Source organism: Pantoea sp. X-Soil-YNGN-844 (genome assembly GCF_059730595.1).
In genome coordinates, this window is the sequence record NZ_AP036008.1 from 333,859 (window position 1) to 349,358 (window position 15,500).

Genomic DNA, 15,500 nt, shown 5'->3' on the forward strand with positions numbered 1-15,500 from the left:
ATTAAAACGACGTGATTAGCGTTGGAGAAAAATAATACGGCAGGTCCGGGCAAATGCGGCGCAGCGGCCATGTCTGTCGCTGCGCCCTGCACTATTTCGGTCAGGCTGGCTGAACCTGCTGACGCGCAGCATGGCGCGCCGCCATCACAAACACCATCAGACCGGCCACACCCAGCGCCACGCCGACCCAGGCTGTTGAGATCCAGCCATAGCCCAGCGACACCGTCAGGCCACCGAGATAAGCGCCCATCGCATTGGCGATATTCAGCGCCGAATGGTTCATTGCAGCCGCCAGCGTTTGTGAATCATTGGCGACATCCATCAGGCGAATCTGTAACGACGGCAGCAGCACCGAGCAGGTGCCAATCAGGAAGGTCGCCAGCAGCCCGGTGGCCACATGCTGAACCAGTACCGGGAAAGCCAGCATCACCAGCACGTTCCATAACAGCGTCCAGCCAATAATGTTGAGCACCGCACCATCAGCCAGGCGGCCACCGACCAGATTACCGATGATCATTCCCAGTCCAAACGCCACCATTGCCCATGGGATGAGTGAAGGAGAGATGCCAGCGATATTAATCAGCGTCGGGGCGATATAGCTGAAGATCGCGAACATGCCGCCAAAGCCGACCGCGCCTACCAGCAGGGTCAGCAGCACCTGTGGGTTTTTCAGCGCGCCCAGTTCGCGCAGCGGATGTGCATCCGCATCGCCTGGCGTGTAGGGCACATAGCGACCAATCAGCAGGCAGGTCAGAAGACCAATCGCGCCCACAAAGGTGAACACCACGTGCCAGCTGAATAGCTGCCCAATCCATGAGCCCAGCGGCACGCCAATCAGCGTCGCCACCGTCAGTCCCAGCATCAGGGACGCCAGCGCACGACCGCGCCGTTCAAGCGGCACCAGTGAAGCCGCCACCAGCGATGCCACGCCAAAGTAAGCCCCGTGCGGCAGGCCGGTCAGAAAGCGCGCCACCAGCAGGCCGTGATAGCTGTCGGCCATCGCGCTGGCGACATTGCCGACGCTGAACAGCGCCATCAGGATCAGCAGCAGCGATTTGCGCGCCATCCGCGCCGCCAGAACGGCAATAAACGGTGCGCCCACTACCACACCCAGCGCGTAACTGGCGATGGCGTTGCCCGCCTGCGGTTCGGTGATCGACAGAGAGCGTGAAACATCGGGCAGCAGGCCCATCATGATGAACTCACCGGTTCCGATCCCAAAGCCGCCTAGCGCAAGAGCGAGTAATGCCCAGCGGACAAAACCGGCATCGTCGGTTTTATGATTTTTTCTTAACAAAATTGATTCCCAATGGCCTGAACTGAAAAGCTGACGTGAGCCGGCGGGAGAAAGCAGAACGTGTTCCCGTCCGGATGAAGCGGTTTGACTATAGAAAGTCATGCCGCGCTAAGCAACCCATTTTGTGATCTGACGCACAGTTAAGGCTGTTCCAGCGGCAGGCTTGCACTGTGCAGGTCTCGAGCGAATCGTTATGTGCCCGCTCACAATCCGGAGAGGCCATGCAGGCTTAAGTCGGGAATGTCTGCTTAACTGACCGGTTAACGCGTCTTTTTTTAACAGGTTACTTAACAGGAATCAGCAGATGACGACCAGAGTGATCCTTCTTACCGGTGCCAGCGGACGCATTGGCCGGACGTTCTTCGCCGCCACCCAGAGTCGCTACCGTTTTATCCTGACGGATGTGCGGCAGCCCGACTACGCAATCCCCGCCCCGAATCGGTTTATCGCAGCGGATTTGTCGCAACCGGATGCGGCAGCGAGCTTACTGTCAGACGAATCTGTCGATACCGTCATCCACCTCGCCGGTATCCCTGATGCACAGGCCAGTTTCGACGATCTGCTGCCCGCGAACATTCTCTCCACCACCTGGTTACTGAAGGCAGCCGCAGAGCATCGCTGTCGTCGTCTGGTGTTTGCCAGCAGTGCGCAGACCATTGAGGGCTATCCGACAGATGTTCAGTTACATCCCGGCATGGCTGTCTGTCCTGCAAATCTGTATGGCGTCACCAAATGTTATGGGGAAGCCCTTTGCGCTTTCTATTCCAGCCAGCAGGGTCTGAGCTGCGTGGCACTGAGAATCGGAGCGTTTGAAGCAAAACTGGATAACAGCCAGCACACGGCGCGGGATTACAGCGCCTGGCTGAGTCCGGATGATGCCGTCCGCTTGCTGACCGGGGCAGTCGAAGCAGAGAACATCACCTTCTTTATTGGCTACGGCATTTCCGATAACCGCTTTAAACGCTTCGATCTGACACAGACGCGCGAGGTGCTGGGCTATATGCCGTCCGATAACGCATTCAGCGCCTTTACGCCGGGCGAACTGGATTATTAACCCAGCTCCCGCGGTCGTTGCGGTGCCGGGTTCTGGCGCTTTATCTCAACAGCCGCCGGGCAGTCCGGCGGTTGCTTCAGCTATGTGCCAGAGATCGGCAAATCAGTGCGTGCCGGTATTCACCCGACGGCCAATGTCTTTGAGCTGTGAATATTTCTCCAGCAGCTGAGGGCCATCATCCAGGCTCATGGCAAACATCCACATATAGGTCATTACCGAATAGATATGACCGGCATTGGTGCCGCCACGGCCCGACATCACCGCGATGGTGACCGCAAACAGCAGTGCCGCCACGCTACCGATAGCCAGATAGCCGCACGCTTCCCGATCCGAGAGGCGGATCCGCAGACTGGCCAGCACGCCATAGTGTCGTCCCAGTGACGCGGCGTTCGCGTTGCTGACAAAGCTCACTTCTTTCTCCAGCCGGTTGTTAAGACGACCAAACAGCGCATCGTTCTTGCGGGTAAATCCCGGCAGGAAACAGGCGAAGAACAGCAGGATCGCCAGACAGGCTGCGCCGGTCCAAAACTCGATAGCCAGCAGCATTACTGCCGCACCGGTCATTGACGCCAGCGAAGTAATCAGCACCGGCAGATGCTTCTCGAAAAAGTCGACAAACTCGCGAGACAGCGCCACCCGCGCAGCAATCGTCGACGCGCTCTGTTTTTCGCTGCGCTGTGCCACAATCACCGGCACGGCCAGCTCAGCATAGATGCGGGCAAAAGTCCGGGTATCGACACTGCGCCGCGCTGCGCCGATGGCCCACATGGTAAAGACCATCGCCGCATAGAGCACCGCATGCCAGGTCCTGCCGGAGAGTATGGCGTTGATAGCGAAGCCCGCCAGCAGCGGATAAAGCAGATACATGACGTTTTCCGCCACCACCAGCAGCAGCGTGAGGAATAGCTTACGGCTATGGCGGCGGCCAAGCATTTTTAATGTCAGAATAGCGCTGCGGGGAGCCGCAACGGGCAGGATCGTTTTTGAGGAAGACATAGTTTCTGTTTCTGATAGCGTCACTCTTGAGCGGTTGCTCAAGTACGAAAAGCAGTCTATTTGAGCAGTTGCTCAAAGTCAACGTGGCAGTGATAGAGAGAATAATGAAAGAGTCAGCTGAGGCATTAAGAGCCAAAATCCTGGATGCAGCGATAGTCCTGTTTATTGAGAAAGGGATCGAAAAAGTGACCACCCGTGAACTCACCGAGTCAGTAGGTATTTCACGCAGTCATATTTACCACTACTTCAGCAACTGGCAGACACTCTGCCTGGCGGCGCTGGAACGCTTCATGCGGGTCGATTTTGAAAATTTTGCCGACACACTGGCCGTGCTCACACCGCGTCAGCGGCTGCATACCCTGTTTGAAAGCCATCTGCCGAGTGCGCCGGATGCCACCTGGCAGCTCTACGCCTCTTTCTGGCAGATGGCTGCGCACAATGATGCTTATGCTGCACTGGCTGAAGAGATGACTGAAGTGTGGCAGGCACTGATGGAGGGGATAATCCGTGACGGTGTCACCGACGGCACGCTGCGGTGTGATGATGTTCCCCGCACCGCCAGGCAAATCAGCGCCATGCTGAACGGCTATGCGGATTTGCTGACCATGAATCCTTCAGAGTCCAAAGCTCGCGAAGCCATGGCAGACCTCGACCAGTTTGTTGAATTTGTCCTGGGGTCATGCCCTTAATCCCGGTTATTACGGTTTACCTTTCGCCATATATTAATTAAATGTTAAAGAAAGGTTTATTATTTTAATTAGCCTGCAGTTTTAAGCGTCTATAAATGCGAGTTCGTCAGTTAAGCTGACTTATGCTTTTTACGTCTGAAAAGCCCCCTTTTTGATAGCGTTTTTCGCCGGAAACAGCTGTTTACACAGATTATTATCATTGACTTAGCGCCTGGTGAAACGGGTAAGCTGGTGTTTTTACGCCATTTATTAGAAAGCGGTTAGCGTAGCGGCAATAATGCATGCGGTCACAAACCCACCAACTGATTGATTCCTATAGCAAAGAATCCGTTATCTGCCGACAAAATTAATCATTGAGTCGGACCTGAAAAACACCTATATTGGCCGCGCTTTACACATAGCCACCCATTTTAATTCATTTATTCAACTGTGACGCTACGCCCGTCCCGGTTGTAGGAGAGATATGATGACGGATAAAGTCCGTATTGATAGTTTGAATGCACAGAACTTAAACGCAACCAACGAAACCTATTTAGCCCGTCAGGCTGAATTTGAATCAAACGTTCGAAGTTATCCTCGCAAATTGCCGTTCGCGATTGCGAAAGCTCAGGGTGTCTGGATCACCGACGTCGAGAATAATCAGTATCTCGACTGTCTTGCCGGAGCCGGAACGCTGGCGTTGGGTCATAACCATCCAGACGTTCTGCAGAGCATTCAACATGTCATTACCAGCGGCTTGCCGTTACATACTCTCGATTTAACTACGCCGTTAAAGGATGAGTTCTCTGAGTACCTGCTCTCGTTATTACCGGGTCAGGGCAAAGAGTACTGCCTGCAGTTTACCGGCCCGTCCGGCGCAGATGCCGTTGAAGCGGCGCTGAAACTGGCGAAAAAGCACACCGGTCGTTCCGGTATCATCAGCTTCTCGGGTGCCTATCACGGTATGACCCACGGCGCGCTGTCGGTCACCGGCAACCTGTCACCGAAAGAAGCCGTAGACGGCATGATGCCGGAAGTGCAGTTCATGCCTTATCCGCACCTTTATCGCTGCCCGCTGGGCATTGGCGGTGAAGCGGGCGTGAAAGCGCTGACCTACTACTTCGAAAACCTGATTAATGATGTTGAAAGCGGCGTTCGCAAACCTGCGGCGGTGATTCTGGAAGCGGTTCAGGGTGAAGGCGGGGTTAACCCGGCACCGGCTGAGTGGCTGCAGCGCATCCGCAAAGTGACCAAAGAGCACGGCATTCTGCTGATCATCGACGAAGTCCAGGCGGGTATTGCCCGTACCGGTAAATTCTTCGCCTTTGAGCACGCGGGAATCGAGCCAGATATCATCGTGATGTCCAAAGCAGTCGGCGGCGGTCTGCCACTGGCGGTACTGGGCATTAAGAAAGAGTTCGATGCCTGGTCTCCGGGTCACCACACCGGCACCTTCCGTGGCAACCAGCTGGCGATGGCTACCGGCCTGACCACGCTGAAGCTGCTGAAAGACAACAACATCGCTGACAAAGTCGCGGCACAGGGCGAATGGCTGAAAGGCAAACTGGGCGAGCTGCAGCAGCGCTATCCGGTTATCGGCAACGTGCGTGGTCTGGGTCTGATGATCGGCATTGAGCTGGTGAAACCCGACGAGCCTGCTGACCACATGGGCAGCTTCCCGGCAGATGGTGAGCTTTCTGCGCTGGTACAGAAAAAATGTTTTGAGAACGGCCTGATTCTGGAGCGTGGCGGACGTCACGGCAGCGTATTACGTCTGCTGCCTTCCCTGCTGATCACAGATGCAGAACTGGACGTGTTCATGGATAAATTTGAAAACGCCCTGCTGTCCGCTGGCGTGAAAGCAGTTTAAGTGGAGTGAATGCAATGTCCCGGTTAAACCCGATTCTGGCGGCCTCAGCACAGAGTACCGAGGCCTACCAGCAGGCGATTGCCCAGAGTAGCGCGGCCGTCGTTAAGTGGCTGGAACAACCTGAGATGTATCAGGGAAAAACCGTCGCAGAACTGCGCGAGCGCATCACGCTGGACTTCAATCCTCAGGGCCTGGGTAACCAGGCCGCGATTGAACGCGCCATTGAGTACTTCCTCAAAGACAGCCTGTCGGTGCATCACCCGCAGTGTGTGGCGCACCTGCACTGTCCGAGCCTGGTCATCAGCCAGGCGGCGGAAGTGCTGATCAACGCCACCAACCAGAGCATGGATTCATGGGACCAGGCACCGTCTGCCACCCTGATTGAGATGAAGCTGATTGAGTGGCTGCGCACCCAGGTCGGTTATCAGCCTGGCGACGCGGGCGTCTTCACCAGCGGCGGCACCCAGAGCAACCTGATGGGTCTGATGCTGGCGCGTGACGCCTGGTTTGCGCGTCAGGGGCATTCTGTTCAGCAGGATGGCTTAACCGGCGATCTGAAGAAGATTAAAGTCTTCTGCTCAGAGAACGCGCACTTCTCCGTACAGAAGAACATGGCGCTGCTGGGTCTGGGCTATCAGTCCGTCACGCAGGTGAAATGTGATCAGTTTGCCCGCATGGATATGAATGACCTGCGTCAGAAGCTGGCCGCATCCAAAGCTAACGGCGAAAACATCCTGGCGATCGTTGCCACGGCGGGTACTACCGATGCCGGTGCAATCGATCCACTGCGTGAAATCGCGGCGCTGGCGGCGGCAGAGAACATCTGGGTGCACGTTGATGCGGCCTGGGGCGGCGCGCTGCTGCTTTCAGAGAAGTATCGTGACTATCTGGATGGCATTGAGCTGGTCGACTCCATTACGCTGGACTTCCACAAGCAGTTCTTCCAGACCATCAGCTGTGGTGCCTTCCTGCTGAAGGAAGCACGTCACTATGAGCTGATGCGCTACCAGGCGGCCTATCTGAACTCGGAGTTTGATGAAGCACAGGGCGTGCCGAATCTGGTCTCCAAATCGCTGCAGACCACCCGTCGTTTTGATGCACTGAAACTGTGGATGGGTCTGGAAGCGCTGGGTCAGAAGCAGTATGCCGAAATTATCGATCACGGTGTGACGCTGGCACAGCAGGTGGCACAGTACGTTGAAGAGCAGCCTGCACTGGAGCTGGTGATGAAACCGCAGCTCGCCAGCGTGCTGTTCCGCTATCGTCCGACGCATCTTGCGCACCTCAGCAGTGCGGATATCGCTCTGCTGAACCAGCGCATCGGGGATGCCCTGCTGGAGTCAGGCCGCGCTAACGTCGGCGTGACCGAGCATGATGGCGTGACCTGCCTGAAGATGACCCTGCTGAACCCAACGGTAACGCTGGAAGATATCAAGGTGTTGCTGACGCTGGTGGAAACGACGGCACAGCAGCTGGTGTAATTCATTACATCGGTTCACACCAAAGAGGCGCCTGCGGGCGCCTTTTTATTTTTCTGCCGCGCTCTTTGCTTTCAATATCATGGTGACCTGTTCATCCCTGATCACTCCGATCCGTTACCTGGCCTCTTCATCTCAGGTCCTGTAATGACTGATCCATTCGGTAAAAAAATCAAAGTTGAGGTAGTAATAATGAATGAACTGCGTGATCCCGAAATACGCAGCGTCTTAAAACAGCACCGCATTTAATTATTTATCGTGCGCAGACGCCCGATGTCACCCATTCACAGCAGGTCGAAAAACCTGGTGCCGGTATTATTGTCGCTAGCGTATTTGATAAGGTCGGCATTATACCCGCCGCATTATCATTACCTTTAGAAATGTCCCCAGGATGGCTGACAATGTGAAGATTCCGGTGCAGGCAGCCGTTGGCATGGGTGACGTGCGGAGTATACAGTCAGAGCTGGCCTCACGCGCAGAAGGTGTCAGGAAGAGAAACCGACGGGTATAATGATTCTGTTTAGCGCGCGTTTAATATAGAACCCGCACAGACTCTTTATTTCGTCTTATATGGATAAACCGCATCACGATCAAAAAATAACGTTTACCTTTCAGCCATAATAGACCAATATTCAAATTAACTCTTTGATTAAGCCACAATAACGGCTCTTCACCTGGGTTAGTTAATTCAACAGGAGTAATGGCTTATGCTGCTGCGTAAATTAATCATCATTATTATGGGCCTGATTATGGCGGCCGTGATTATCATTGCCGATAACCATGCTGATAAAGTCCGCTCGCGCGATCAGGTTTTCAGTTTATCGTCATCGCAGGATCGTTAATCTGTTCTTAATAACCAACGCCTGCACCCTCGCGGGCGTTCACGCTAACAGGCAGCCTGATGCACAGGCAGCCTGCCGCATTATCCTTTACCGCTCAATTCACCATCCAGAACTTAGCGCGACGGTGGCTCATCCAGCAGTCGCAGATGGTCGTTTTTATTCAGCGTCATCAGCGCAACAATACTGACCAGCGCAGTCGCCATCACATACCAGGCGGGGATATCAGGATTACCGGTCTGTTTAATCAACCCGGTGATGATCAATCCGGCACAGCCAGAAAATACTGCGTTAGAAAGCGAATAGGCCAGACCCAGTCCGGTATAACGCACCCGCGTCGGGAACATCTCTGACAGCATTGCAGGCCCCGGTCCGGCCAGCAACCCGACTACTCCGCCCGCGATAAACACCACCAGCGCTTTCAGCAGCAGTCCAGTGCTCTCTGCCTGAAGTATGTTAAGCAGCGGCAGAGAGAGCACCAGCAGCAATACCGCCGCCGTCACCATAACCGCACGGCGGCCAATCCTGTCGCTCAGCATCCCGGCCGGAATGATAGTGGCGGCAAAGCCGAGGTTCGATATCACCGCTATCAGCAACGCCTGGTTAAATCCGGTGTGCAGCGAGGCCTGCAAATACGTCGGCATGATCACCAGCCAGGTGTAACCGGCCGCCGACCACACCATCAGACGACAGATACCCAGCAGAATCGTTTTCAACGTGTCGCCCAGGCTGGCGCCAACTTTTGCCACGGGTTGTGACTGCTGCTGAATAAACGCCGGCGTCTCTTCCATCTGTACCCGCAGCCAGAGCGCCAGAACACCCAGCGGCAGCGCGACAAAGAACGGGATGCGCCAGCCCCAGCTCAGCATCTGCTCCGGCGTCAGCAGTACCGAGAGCAGCGCGACAATGCCCGCGCCTGCCAGTAATCCCAGCGCCACGGTAAAGGATTGCCACGCGCCATACAGACCCCGCTTACCTCGCGGCGCAAACTCGGTCATCAGTGAAACCGCCCCACCATACTCGCCCCCGGCAAACAGCCCCTGCAGAATACGCAGGCCGGTCACGATCAGCGGCGCCATGATGCCCAACTGGGCGTAGGTGGGCACCAGGCCGATCGCAGCTGTCGCCAGCGTCATCATAATCAATACAAAAATCAGTGTGGGTTTTCGCCCGATGCGATCGCCCATCCGGCCAAAAACAATCGCACCCAGTGGACGGAAGAAAAAAGCGATGGCGAACGACGCGTAGGTCAGCAGCAGCCCGGTCAGCGCAGACTCGCCTTCCAGCCGGAAAAAGTTCTGCGCAATCACCGTGGCCAGAAAGCCATAGACCGCGAACTCATACCATTCAATGAAATTACCGACCGAACCGGCAAGCAGAGCACGTTTGCGGCTGGCGGAAGAGAGCAGATTATCAGCAGGAGCAGACATGGCAGGCGATCCTTTTTAAAGCCTCATCAGTCGCTTATGATTAGCACAATCGCTGCTCATCTGCGCAAACGTCTGCCCGTCGCGTTACTTCAGGCACATAAATCTGCGGTTGCAGACCCCCACACGCTCTTTTTCACCTTCAGTTCTTGCACAACCGCTTTGCGATTGTCAGGATACGCGGCATTGAATGAATCAGGCGGATAGATGATGAACGCACACACCTCAAAAGATCCTCTGCATGGCATCACGCTGGAGATGCAGATAAACAGTTTAGTCGCGCAGTATGGCTGGGCAGAGCTGGCAAAACGGATCAACATTAACTGCTTTAAAAGCGATCCCAGCGTTAAATCGAGCCTGAAGTTTTTACGCCGTACGCCGTGGGCGCGGGCTGAAGTCGAAGCGCTCTATCTGGCCTCGTTAAACGCACAACCGGCAGCACGCGACGAAGCGGCTGAAGAAGCCGATCGGCCACCTGCTGAAGATCCGTGGGGCAAGTGGCGCGGGAACACGCCGGAGTAACATCGAAAACGAAGCAATAAAAAAGCCCGCGCAGGTAGACCTGGGCGGGCTTTTTTCACTTCCGGCTGCTGTTACAGCGCCATGTCGTGTTTCGCTGAAGGCGCAGCCTGCTGAGGCTGTGCTCCCGGCGCGTCTGCGGTTTTGCCTTCCATGTTGATCACGGGCGGCGTGGTCAGCTGCAGGGTCGCTGCGGTCTCATTCCAGACCTGCTGCAGCAACGGCACGTTATCATTCAGTTTCTGACCGTAGCCTGGGATCATTTTGTGGATCTTCGCCTGCCATTCCGGTGACTTAAACTCTTCCGGGAACAGTTTCTGCATAACGCTCAGAGAGATTGGCGCTGCGGTTGATGCACCAGGAGAAGCACCCAGCAGAGCCGCCACGGTTTTCTGCTGATCGGTCACAATTTCTGTACCCAGTTTCAGCACGCCACCTTTGTCAGCATCTTTCTTGATGATCTGCACACGCTGACCGGCCTGAATCAGTTTCCAGTCCTCTTTCTTCGCGTCCGGATAGTATTCCTGCAGCGCTTTGAAGCGATCTTCATCACTCAGCATCACCTGGCCAATCAGGTATTTCACCAGATCGAAGTTATCCATGCCCACATCGGTCATCGGCACGATGTTATGGGTGGTGGTGGTGCTCAGCAGATCAAACAGCGAACCATTTTTCAGGAACTTGGTTGAGAAGGTCGCAAACGGTCCAAACAGCACGACGCGTTTGCCATCCAGATAACGGGTATCCAGATGCGGAACGGACATCGGCGGTGCACCGGTTGACGCCTGGCCGTAGACTTTCGCCAGATGACGATCGGCGATAGCACTGTTTTCGGTGACCAGGAAAGAACCACCGACCGGGAAGCCTGCATAGTTATCGGCTTCCGGGATGCCGGTTTTCTGCAGTAATTTCAGCGCGCCGCCGCCTGCACCGATGAAGACATATTTCGCGTCAACCGCACGTTCGTTGCCGTTTTTGGCATCTTTAATCGTGACGTGCCAGGAGTTGTCGCCGTTACGTTTGAAGTCGGTCACTTCCGATGAGGTTTCCAGACGGAAGTTATCATTCTTCTTCAGGCTGCCGATCAGCTGACGGGTAATTTCACCGTAGTTAACGTCGGTACCCACTGGTGTCCAGGTGGCAGCCACTTTCTGCTGGGGATCACGACCTTCCATTACCAGCGGTGCCCACTGCGCGATCTGTTTGTGATCGGTAGAGAACTTCATCCCCTGGAACAGCGCAGTTTTCTGCAGTGCCGCATAGCGTTTGGTCAGGAAATCGACATTGTCGCCCCAGACAAAGCTCATGTGTGGCGTTGAGTTGATGAAAGAGCGCGGGTCGTGCATTACGCCCTCTTTAATCTGAGAGCTCCAGAACTGGCGAGAGACCATAAAGGCTTCGTTGATCTCCAGCGCTTTGGACACGTCGATCGAGCCGTCTTTACGCTCAGGCGTATAGTTCAGCTCCATGTTGGCAGAGTGACCGGTACCGGCGTTATTCCAGCCGTTAGAGGATTCCAGCGCCACGCCATCCAGCTTCTCGACCATGATCTGTTTCCAGCCAGGCTGCAGCTCTTCCAGCATGGTGCCCATAGAGGCGCTCATAATGCCGCCGCCAATTAACAGGACATCGGTTTTCTCTGGTGAGGTTTCAGCGTGGAGGGCTGAAGAAACTAACAAGGCCGCGAGGGAAAGGGTGGGAATAACTTTCTTTGAATTCATCATTTTAATCTACAGCTCAGACGGTACTGGTTAAAAAAAGTCCTTAAAGTTTAAAATAATGTTATTTATGAGTTAATGTGAAAATAGTTATAAAATTAAAAATACCAATTTAGCCTTATTTTAATTACAAAAGGCTTACCGAATTGCTCACATATTTTAACCACACATTAAGGGTGTCCTTTGAATTATACAATCCCCTAACCCAAATATTGTTATTGCGCTGTCGCCCGCGCGCAGACTGCTAAAACTGTACTGATGCGGTGAGTTAGCGTATGTTTCCAGCCGATCCCCCACCCGTGCTGAACATCGATGACAAGCCAACCACAGAACCGACATGCCGTGACGAAACGACCCATGAAACTCAGTACCCTGACCACCCTCATGATGACTGCGGTGATCGTTACCGTGCTGCTCGCTGTCCATCTGCTCTATTTCGTTCAGATTGATAACTTTGCCCAGTCGCATCTTAAAGATAAAGCGATGGCCGTGGCGCGAACGCTGGCAGACAGCCCGGAAGTGCAGCGCGGGTTAATGTTGCCAGACGGCAGCAGCCAGATTCAGCCGCTGGCGGAAGCCGCGCGCAAACGCAACGGCCTGCTTTTTGTGGTGGTGACGGATATGCGCGGCATTCGCTTTTCACATCCCAATGCCGCGGTGATCGGCAAACATTTTGTCGGCAATGACATCTATCCCACGCTGAGTGGCCGGGAAAATGTGGCGGTCAATCATGGCGTGCTGGTGGAGGCACTGCGGGTGTTTACGCCGGTCTATAACGCACAGCATCAGCAGATTGGCGTGGTGGCAATCGGCATTGCGCTGAATGATGTGGCGGCCCAGATTGCGAAGAGCCGCTGGAATATCGTCTGGACCGTCCTGTTTGGCGGTGTGGTCGGGTTACTGGGTATTCTGATTCTGGTCACCCGACTCAAGAAAATATTGCTGGGGCTGGAGCCGCACGAAATCTCCAGCCTGTTTGAACAGCGCCAGGCGATCCTGAATTCCATTAAAGAAGGGGTGATTGCGGTCGATGATCAGTCACGCGTTAGCCTGATTAACCACGCGGCTCAGCAGCTGCTGCATGAAACCACCCGCAGGATGCCGTTAAGCGGTGACCTGATTGCTGAGGAGAGCGTCATGCATCGCCATCAGCAGGATGCGCTGCATGCGGGTAAAGCCTGGCACGATCAGGAGCTGACGCTGGGTAATCGCATCCTGATCAGCAACACCGTTCCGGTGCGCAGTCGTGACCGCATTATCGGTGCGGTGACGACGTTCAGGGATAAGACCGAAATCAGCCAGCTGATGCAGCGTCTGGACGGCATGGTAAACTACGTAGATGCGTTACGTGAGCGGTCCCATGAGTTCATGAATAAGCTGCATGTGATTCTGGGCCTGCTGCATATGAAAAATTATGCACAGATGGAAGAGTACATTCTGAAAACCGCTAACGCCTATCAGACGGAGATCGGTTCGCTGCTGCAAAAGATCAAATCGCCGATCATTGCCGGTTTCCTGCTCAGTAAAATCAACCGGGTAACCGATGAAGGTCATCAGCTGATTATCGATGAGGCGAGTTTTCTGCCCGACTGTGGCAGCGAGGAACAGAGCGCGGTTCTGATTACCGTGCTGGGCAATTTAATTGAAAATGCCCTTGAGGCGCTGGACCCGGAAACCGAAGGGGAAATTCACCTCATGCTGCATTATCAGAACGGCTGGTTAGCCTGCGAAGTGAGTGACGACGGGCCAGGTATCGACAGCTCGCAGCTCAACGCTATTTTTGAGCGCGGCGTCTCGTCAAAAGGTGACGATCGCGGTGTCGGACTGTTTCTGGTTAAGCAGCAAACCGAAAGCCTGGGCGGTAATGTCAGTGTTGAGTCGGAACCCGGTGTATTTACCCAATTTTTAGTGCAACTTCCGTGGGAGAGAGGAATGATTACCCAATGATCAATGTGTTAGTTGTCGATGATGACGCCATGGTAGCCGAGCTGAATCGCTGTTATATCGGACAGATCCCAGGCTTCACCTGCTGCGGCACGGCCTCAACCTTACAGCAGGCCAAAGAGCGGCTGGCCGAGGCTGAACCACAGGTTGATCTGATCCTGCTGGATATCTATATGCAGCAGGAAAACGGTCTCGACCTGCTGCCGGAGCTGCGCAGCGCCGGACGCCCGGTTGACGTGATTATCATCTCGTCAGCGGCGGATGCCGCCACGATCAAGACCTCGCTCAACTATGGCGTGGTGGATTATCTGATTAAGCCTTTCCAGTTTGCCCGCTTTGAAGAGGCGCTGACCGGCTGGCGTCAGAAAAAATCGCTGATGGACAATCATCAGTTCTATCAGCAGTCGGACGTTGATCAGCTGTTGCATGGTAACCCGCCCGGTGCCAGCGAACAGAAACGCCTGCCGAAAGGATTAACGCCGCAGACGCTGCGTACCCTGAGCCTGTGGATCGACGCCCATCCGGGCACCGAGTTCTCTACCGACGAACTGGCGACCGAAGTGAATATTTCCCGCGTTTCGTGCCGTAAATACCTGATCTGGCTGGCGCAGATTAATATTCTGTTCACCAGCATTCATTATGGGGTCACGGGCCGTCCGGTTTACCGCTATCGCCTGCAGCCGGAGTATCACACCTTACTCAAACAATACTGTCAGTGAACCAGCCGGTAGTCCGTGTCGAGTAACTGAAACGAAAAGTGACGTTGTGACGAGCAGAAGATCTGCCTGTCACGGGTCACAAAGATAGCTTCAATGCCCGGTTTGTCGGCCAGGCAGGCGATGCCCTTTTCAACGCCCAGTCCATACAGCAGCGTCGTGTAGATGTCGCCATCCAGCGAGCGATCGGAAATCACGGTCACGCTCAGCAGCTCGTTATCCAGCGGATAACCGGTCTGTGGATCAAGGATGTGGTGATAACAGACCTCATCCAGCTCGAAATAGCGCTCATAGATACCGGACGTCACGACCGAGCGGTTATTTACACCGATGACACCGATCAGCGCATCGGCCTCACCAAACGGCTTTTTCAGACCGATTGCCCAGCCTGCCTCTTCAGGCGGCGCGCCCACCGTCTGAACATTGCCGCCCAGATTGATCAGCGCACTGCTGACCTGCTGCTGACGCAAAAAGGCCTGGACTACGTCGGCGATATAGCCTTTGGCGATGGCACCCAGGTCAATCTCCATTCCTGGCCGTGCCAGCATCACGCTGCGGGTGGCAGCATCAAGGATCACGTCCTGCGGATTAGTCAGCGTCATGCGCGCCTGAAGATCGGCTTCTGACGGAACGCTGTGGCCCTGAAAACCAATTTTCCAGCACTTCACCAGCGGACCGATAGCCAGATTAAACAGGCTGTCGGGCAGCAGGCTCACCGCATGCGCACAGGCGATCAAATCAAACACGGGCTGACTGACGACCACCGCATGCTCTCCTGCCGCGTGGTTAATCGCCATGACTTCCGATGCCGCGCGATTGACCGTGAAGAGATTCTCCTGCTGTTTGATCAGGCGAAAAACCTGCCTGGCCAGCATCTGGTTGTCTTCGAAGAGTTTGAGCAGGATAGGCGAACCCATTAATACAGCGGAGTAAGCATAGACACGCGCATCAGTTAACATAGGCGACTCTGCTTT

The 15,500-nt window shown here is 54.8% G+C and carries 13 protein-coding genes; 8 read left to right on the forward strand and 5 right to left on the reverse strand.

Annotated features, from left to right (window positions below; all coding sequences use genetic code 11):
• Window positions 1-100 precede the first annotated feature (100 nt).
• A complete protein-coding gene (locus AC6I8C_RS20395; protein ID WP_497823616.1) occupies window positions 101-1,297 on the reverse strand; it encodes an MFS transporter in 1,197 nt (398 codons plus the stop codon).
• Between the two features lie 304 nt (window positions 1,298-1,601).
• Between AC6I8C_RS20395 and AC6I8C_RS20400 the strand changes: the two genes are divergently transcribed.
• Window positions 1,602-2,351 (forward strand): NAD-dependent epimerase/dehydratase family protein, encoded by a 750-nt coding sequence (locus AC6I8C_RS20400; protein ID WP_497823617.1) that lies wholly within the window; start codon window positions 1,602-1,604, stop codon window positions 2,349-2,351.
• Between the two features lie 102 nt (window positions 2,352-2,453).
• Here AC6I8C_RS20400 and AC6I8C_RS20405 read toward each other — a convergent pair whose 3' ends face one another.
• Entirely contained in the window at window positions 2,454-3,347 is an 894-nt protein-coding gene (locus tag AC6I8C_RS20405; RefSeq protein WP_312118627.1) for an ABC transporter six-transmembrane domain-containing protein, read from the reverse strand.
• 104 nt (window positions 3,348-3,451) lie between these two features.
• Between AC6I8C_RS20405 and AC6I8C_RS20410 the strand changes: the two genes are divergently transcribed.
• The 4 genes from AC6I8C_RS20410 (at window position 3,452) to AC6I8C_RS20425 (ending at window position 8,205) form a co-directional block, all read left to right on the forward strand.
• Window positions 3,452-4,036: a TetR/AcrR family transcriptional regulator gene (locus tag AC6I8C_RS20410; protein WP_497823618.1), complete on the forward strand. Its 585-nt coding sequence runs from the start codon at window positions 3,452-3,454 to the stop codon at window positions 4,034-4,036.
• Between the two features lie 463 nt (window positions 4,037-4,499).
• Window positions 4,500-5,885 (forward strand): diaminobutyrate--2-oxoglutarate transaminase, encoded by a 1,386-nt coding sequence (locus tag AC6I8C_RS20415; protein WP_135910834.1) that lies wholly within the window; start codon window positions 4,500-4,502, stop codon window positions 5,883-5,885.
• A gap of 14 nt (window positions 5,886-5,899) precedes the next feature.
• A complete protein-coding gene (locus AC6I8C_RS20420) occupies window positions 5,900-7,366 on the forward strand; it encodes a pyridoxal phosphate-dependent decarboxylase family protein (RefSeq protein WP_497823619.1) in 1,467 nt (488 codons plus the stop codon).
• Between the two features lie 704 nt (window positions 7,367-8,070).
• Complete coding sequence (locus tag AC6I8C_RS20425; RefSeq protein ID WP_013196210.1) at window positions 8,071-8,205, forward strand: hypothetical protein; 135 nt, start codon at window positions 8,071-8,073, stop codon at window positions 8,203-8,205.
• Between the two features lie 113 nt (window positions 8,206-8,318).
• Here AC6I8C_RS20425 and AC6I8C_RS20430 read toward each other — a convergent pair whose 3' ends face one another.
• Complete coding sequence (locus tag AC6I8C_RS20430; RefSeq protein WP_497823620.1) at window positions 8,319-9,632, reverse strand: MFS transporter; 1,314 nt, start codon at window positions 9,630-9,632, stop codon at window positions 8,319-8,321.
• Window positions 9,633-9,839: 207 nt separating this feature from the next.
• Between AC6I8C_RS20430 and AC6I8C_RS20435 the strand changes: the two genes are divergently transcribed.
• Complete coding sequence (locus AC6I8C_RS20435) at window positions 9,840-10,151, forward strand: VF530 family protein (RefSeq protein WP_497823763.1); 312 nt, start codon at window positions 9,840-9,842, stop codon at window positions 10,149-10,151.
• A gap of 71 nt (window positions 10,152-10,222) precedes the next feature.
• Here AC6I8C_RS20435 and mqo read toward each other — a convergent pair whose 3' ends face one another.
• Window positions 10,223-11,872, reverse strand: a complete 1,650-nt coding sequence (gene mqo, locus AC6I8C_RS20440) for a malate dehydrogenase (quinone) (RefSeq protein ID WP_497823621.1) — start codon at window positions 11,870-11,872, stop codon at window positions 10,223-10,225.
• Window positions 11,873-12,178: 306 nt separating this feature from the next.
• On the opposite strand from mqo, the gene AC6I8C_RS20445 reads away from it, so the two are divergent.
• Together AC6I8C_RS20445 and dcuR are read left to right on the forward strand one after the other, a co-directional pair.
• Window positions 12,179-13,813: a sensor histidine kinase gene (locus tag AC6I8C_RS20445; RefSeq protein WP_497823622.1), complete on the forward strand. Its 1,635-nt coding sequence runs from the start codon at window positions 12,179-12,181 to the stop codon at window positions 13,811-13,813.
• Complete coding sequence (gene dcuR, locus AC6I8C_RS20450; protein ID WP_497823623.1) at window positions 13,810-14,529, forward strand: two-component system response regulator DcuR; 720 nt, start codon at window positions 13,810-13,812, stop codon at window positions 14,527-14,529. The genes AC6I8C_RS20445 and dcuR overlap by 4 nt, the downstream gene beginning before the upstream one ends.
• On the opposite strand, the gene AC6I8C_RS20455 is transcribed toward dcuR, so the two are convergent.
• Window positions 14,523-15,485, reverse strand: coding sequence for an FAD:protein FMN transferase (locus AC6I8C_RS20455; RefSeq protein WP_497823624.1), 963 nt, complete (start codon window positions 15,483-15,485; stop codon window positions 14,523-14,525). The two genes, dcuR and AC6I8C_RS20455, sit on opposite strands and share 7 nt — an antisense overlap.
• Window positions 15,486-15,500 lie beyond the last annotated feature (15 nt).

Bases quoted from the DNA above. Each gene is read 5' to 3' on its own strand.
- AC6I8C_RS20400 (WP_497823617.1), top strand. From the start codon at position 1,602: ATGACGACCAGAGTGATCCTTCTTACCGGTGCCAGCGGACGCATTGGC.
- AC6I8C_RS20405 (WP_312118627.1), bottom strand. From the start codon at position 3,347: ATGTCTTCCTCAAAAACGATCCTGCCCGTTGCGGCTCCCCGCAGCGCT.
- AC6I8C_RS20410 (WP_497823618.1), top strand. From the start codon at position 3,452: ATGAAAGAGTCAGCTGAGGCATTAAGAGCCAAAATCCTGGATGCAGCG.
- AC6I8C_RS20415 (WP_135910834.1), top strand. From the start codon at position 4,500: ATGATGACGGATAAAGTCCGTATTGATAGTTTGAATGCACAGAACTTA.
- AC6I8C_RS20420 (WP_497823619.1), top strand. From the start codon at position 5,900: ATGTCCCGGTTAAACCCGATTCTGGCGGCCTCAGCACAGAGTACCGAG.
- AC6I8C_RS20425 (WP_013196210.1), top strand. From the start codon at position 8,071: ATGCTGCTGCGTAAATTAATCATCATTATTATGGGCCTGATTATGGCG.
- AC6I8C_RS20430 (WP_497823620.1), bottom strand. From the start codon at position 9,632: ATGTCTGCTCCTGCTGATAATCTGCTCTCTTCCGCCAGCCGCAAACGT.
- AC6I8C_RS20435 (WP_497823763.1), top strand. From the start codon at position 9,840: ATGAACGCACACACCTCAAAAGATCCTCTGCATGGCATCACGCTGGAG.
- mqo (WP_497823621.1), bottom strand. From the start codon at position 11,872: ATGATGAATTCAAAGAAAGTTATTCCCACCCTTTCCCTCGCGGCCTTG.
- AC6I8C_RS20445 (WP_497823622.1), top strand. From the start codon at position 12,179: ATGACAAGCCAACCACAGAACCGACATGCCGTGACGAAACGACCCATG.
- dcuR (WP_497823623.1), top strand. From the start codon at position 13,810: ATGATCAATGTGTTAGTTGTCGATGATGACGCCATGGTAGCCGAGCTG.
- AC6I8C_RS20455 (WP_497823624.1), bottom strand. From the start codon at position 15,485: ATGTTAACTGATGCGCGTGTCTATGCTTACTCCGCTGTATTAATGGGT.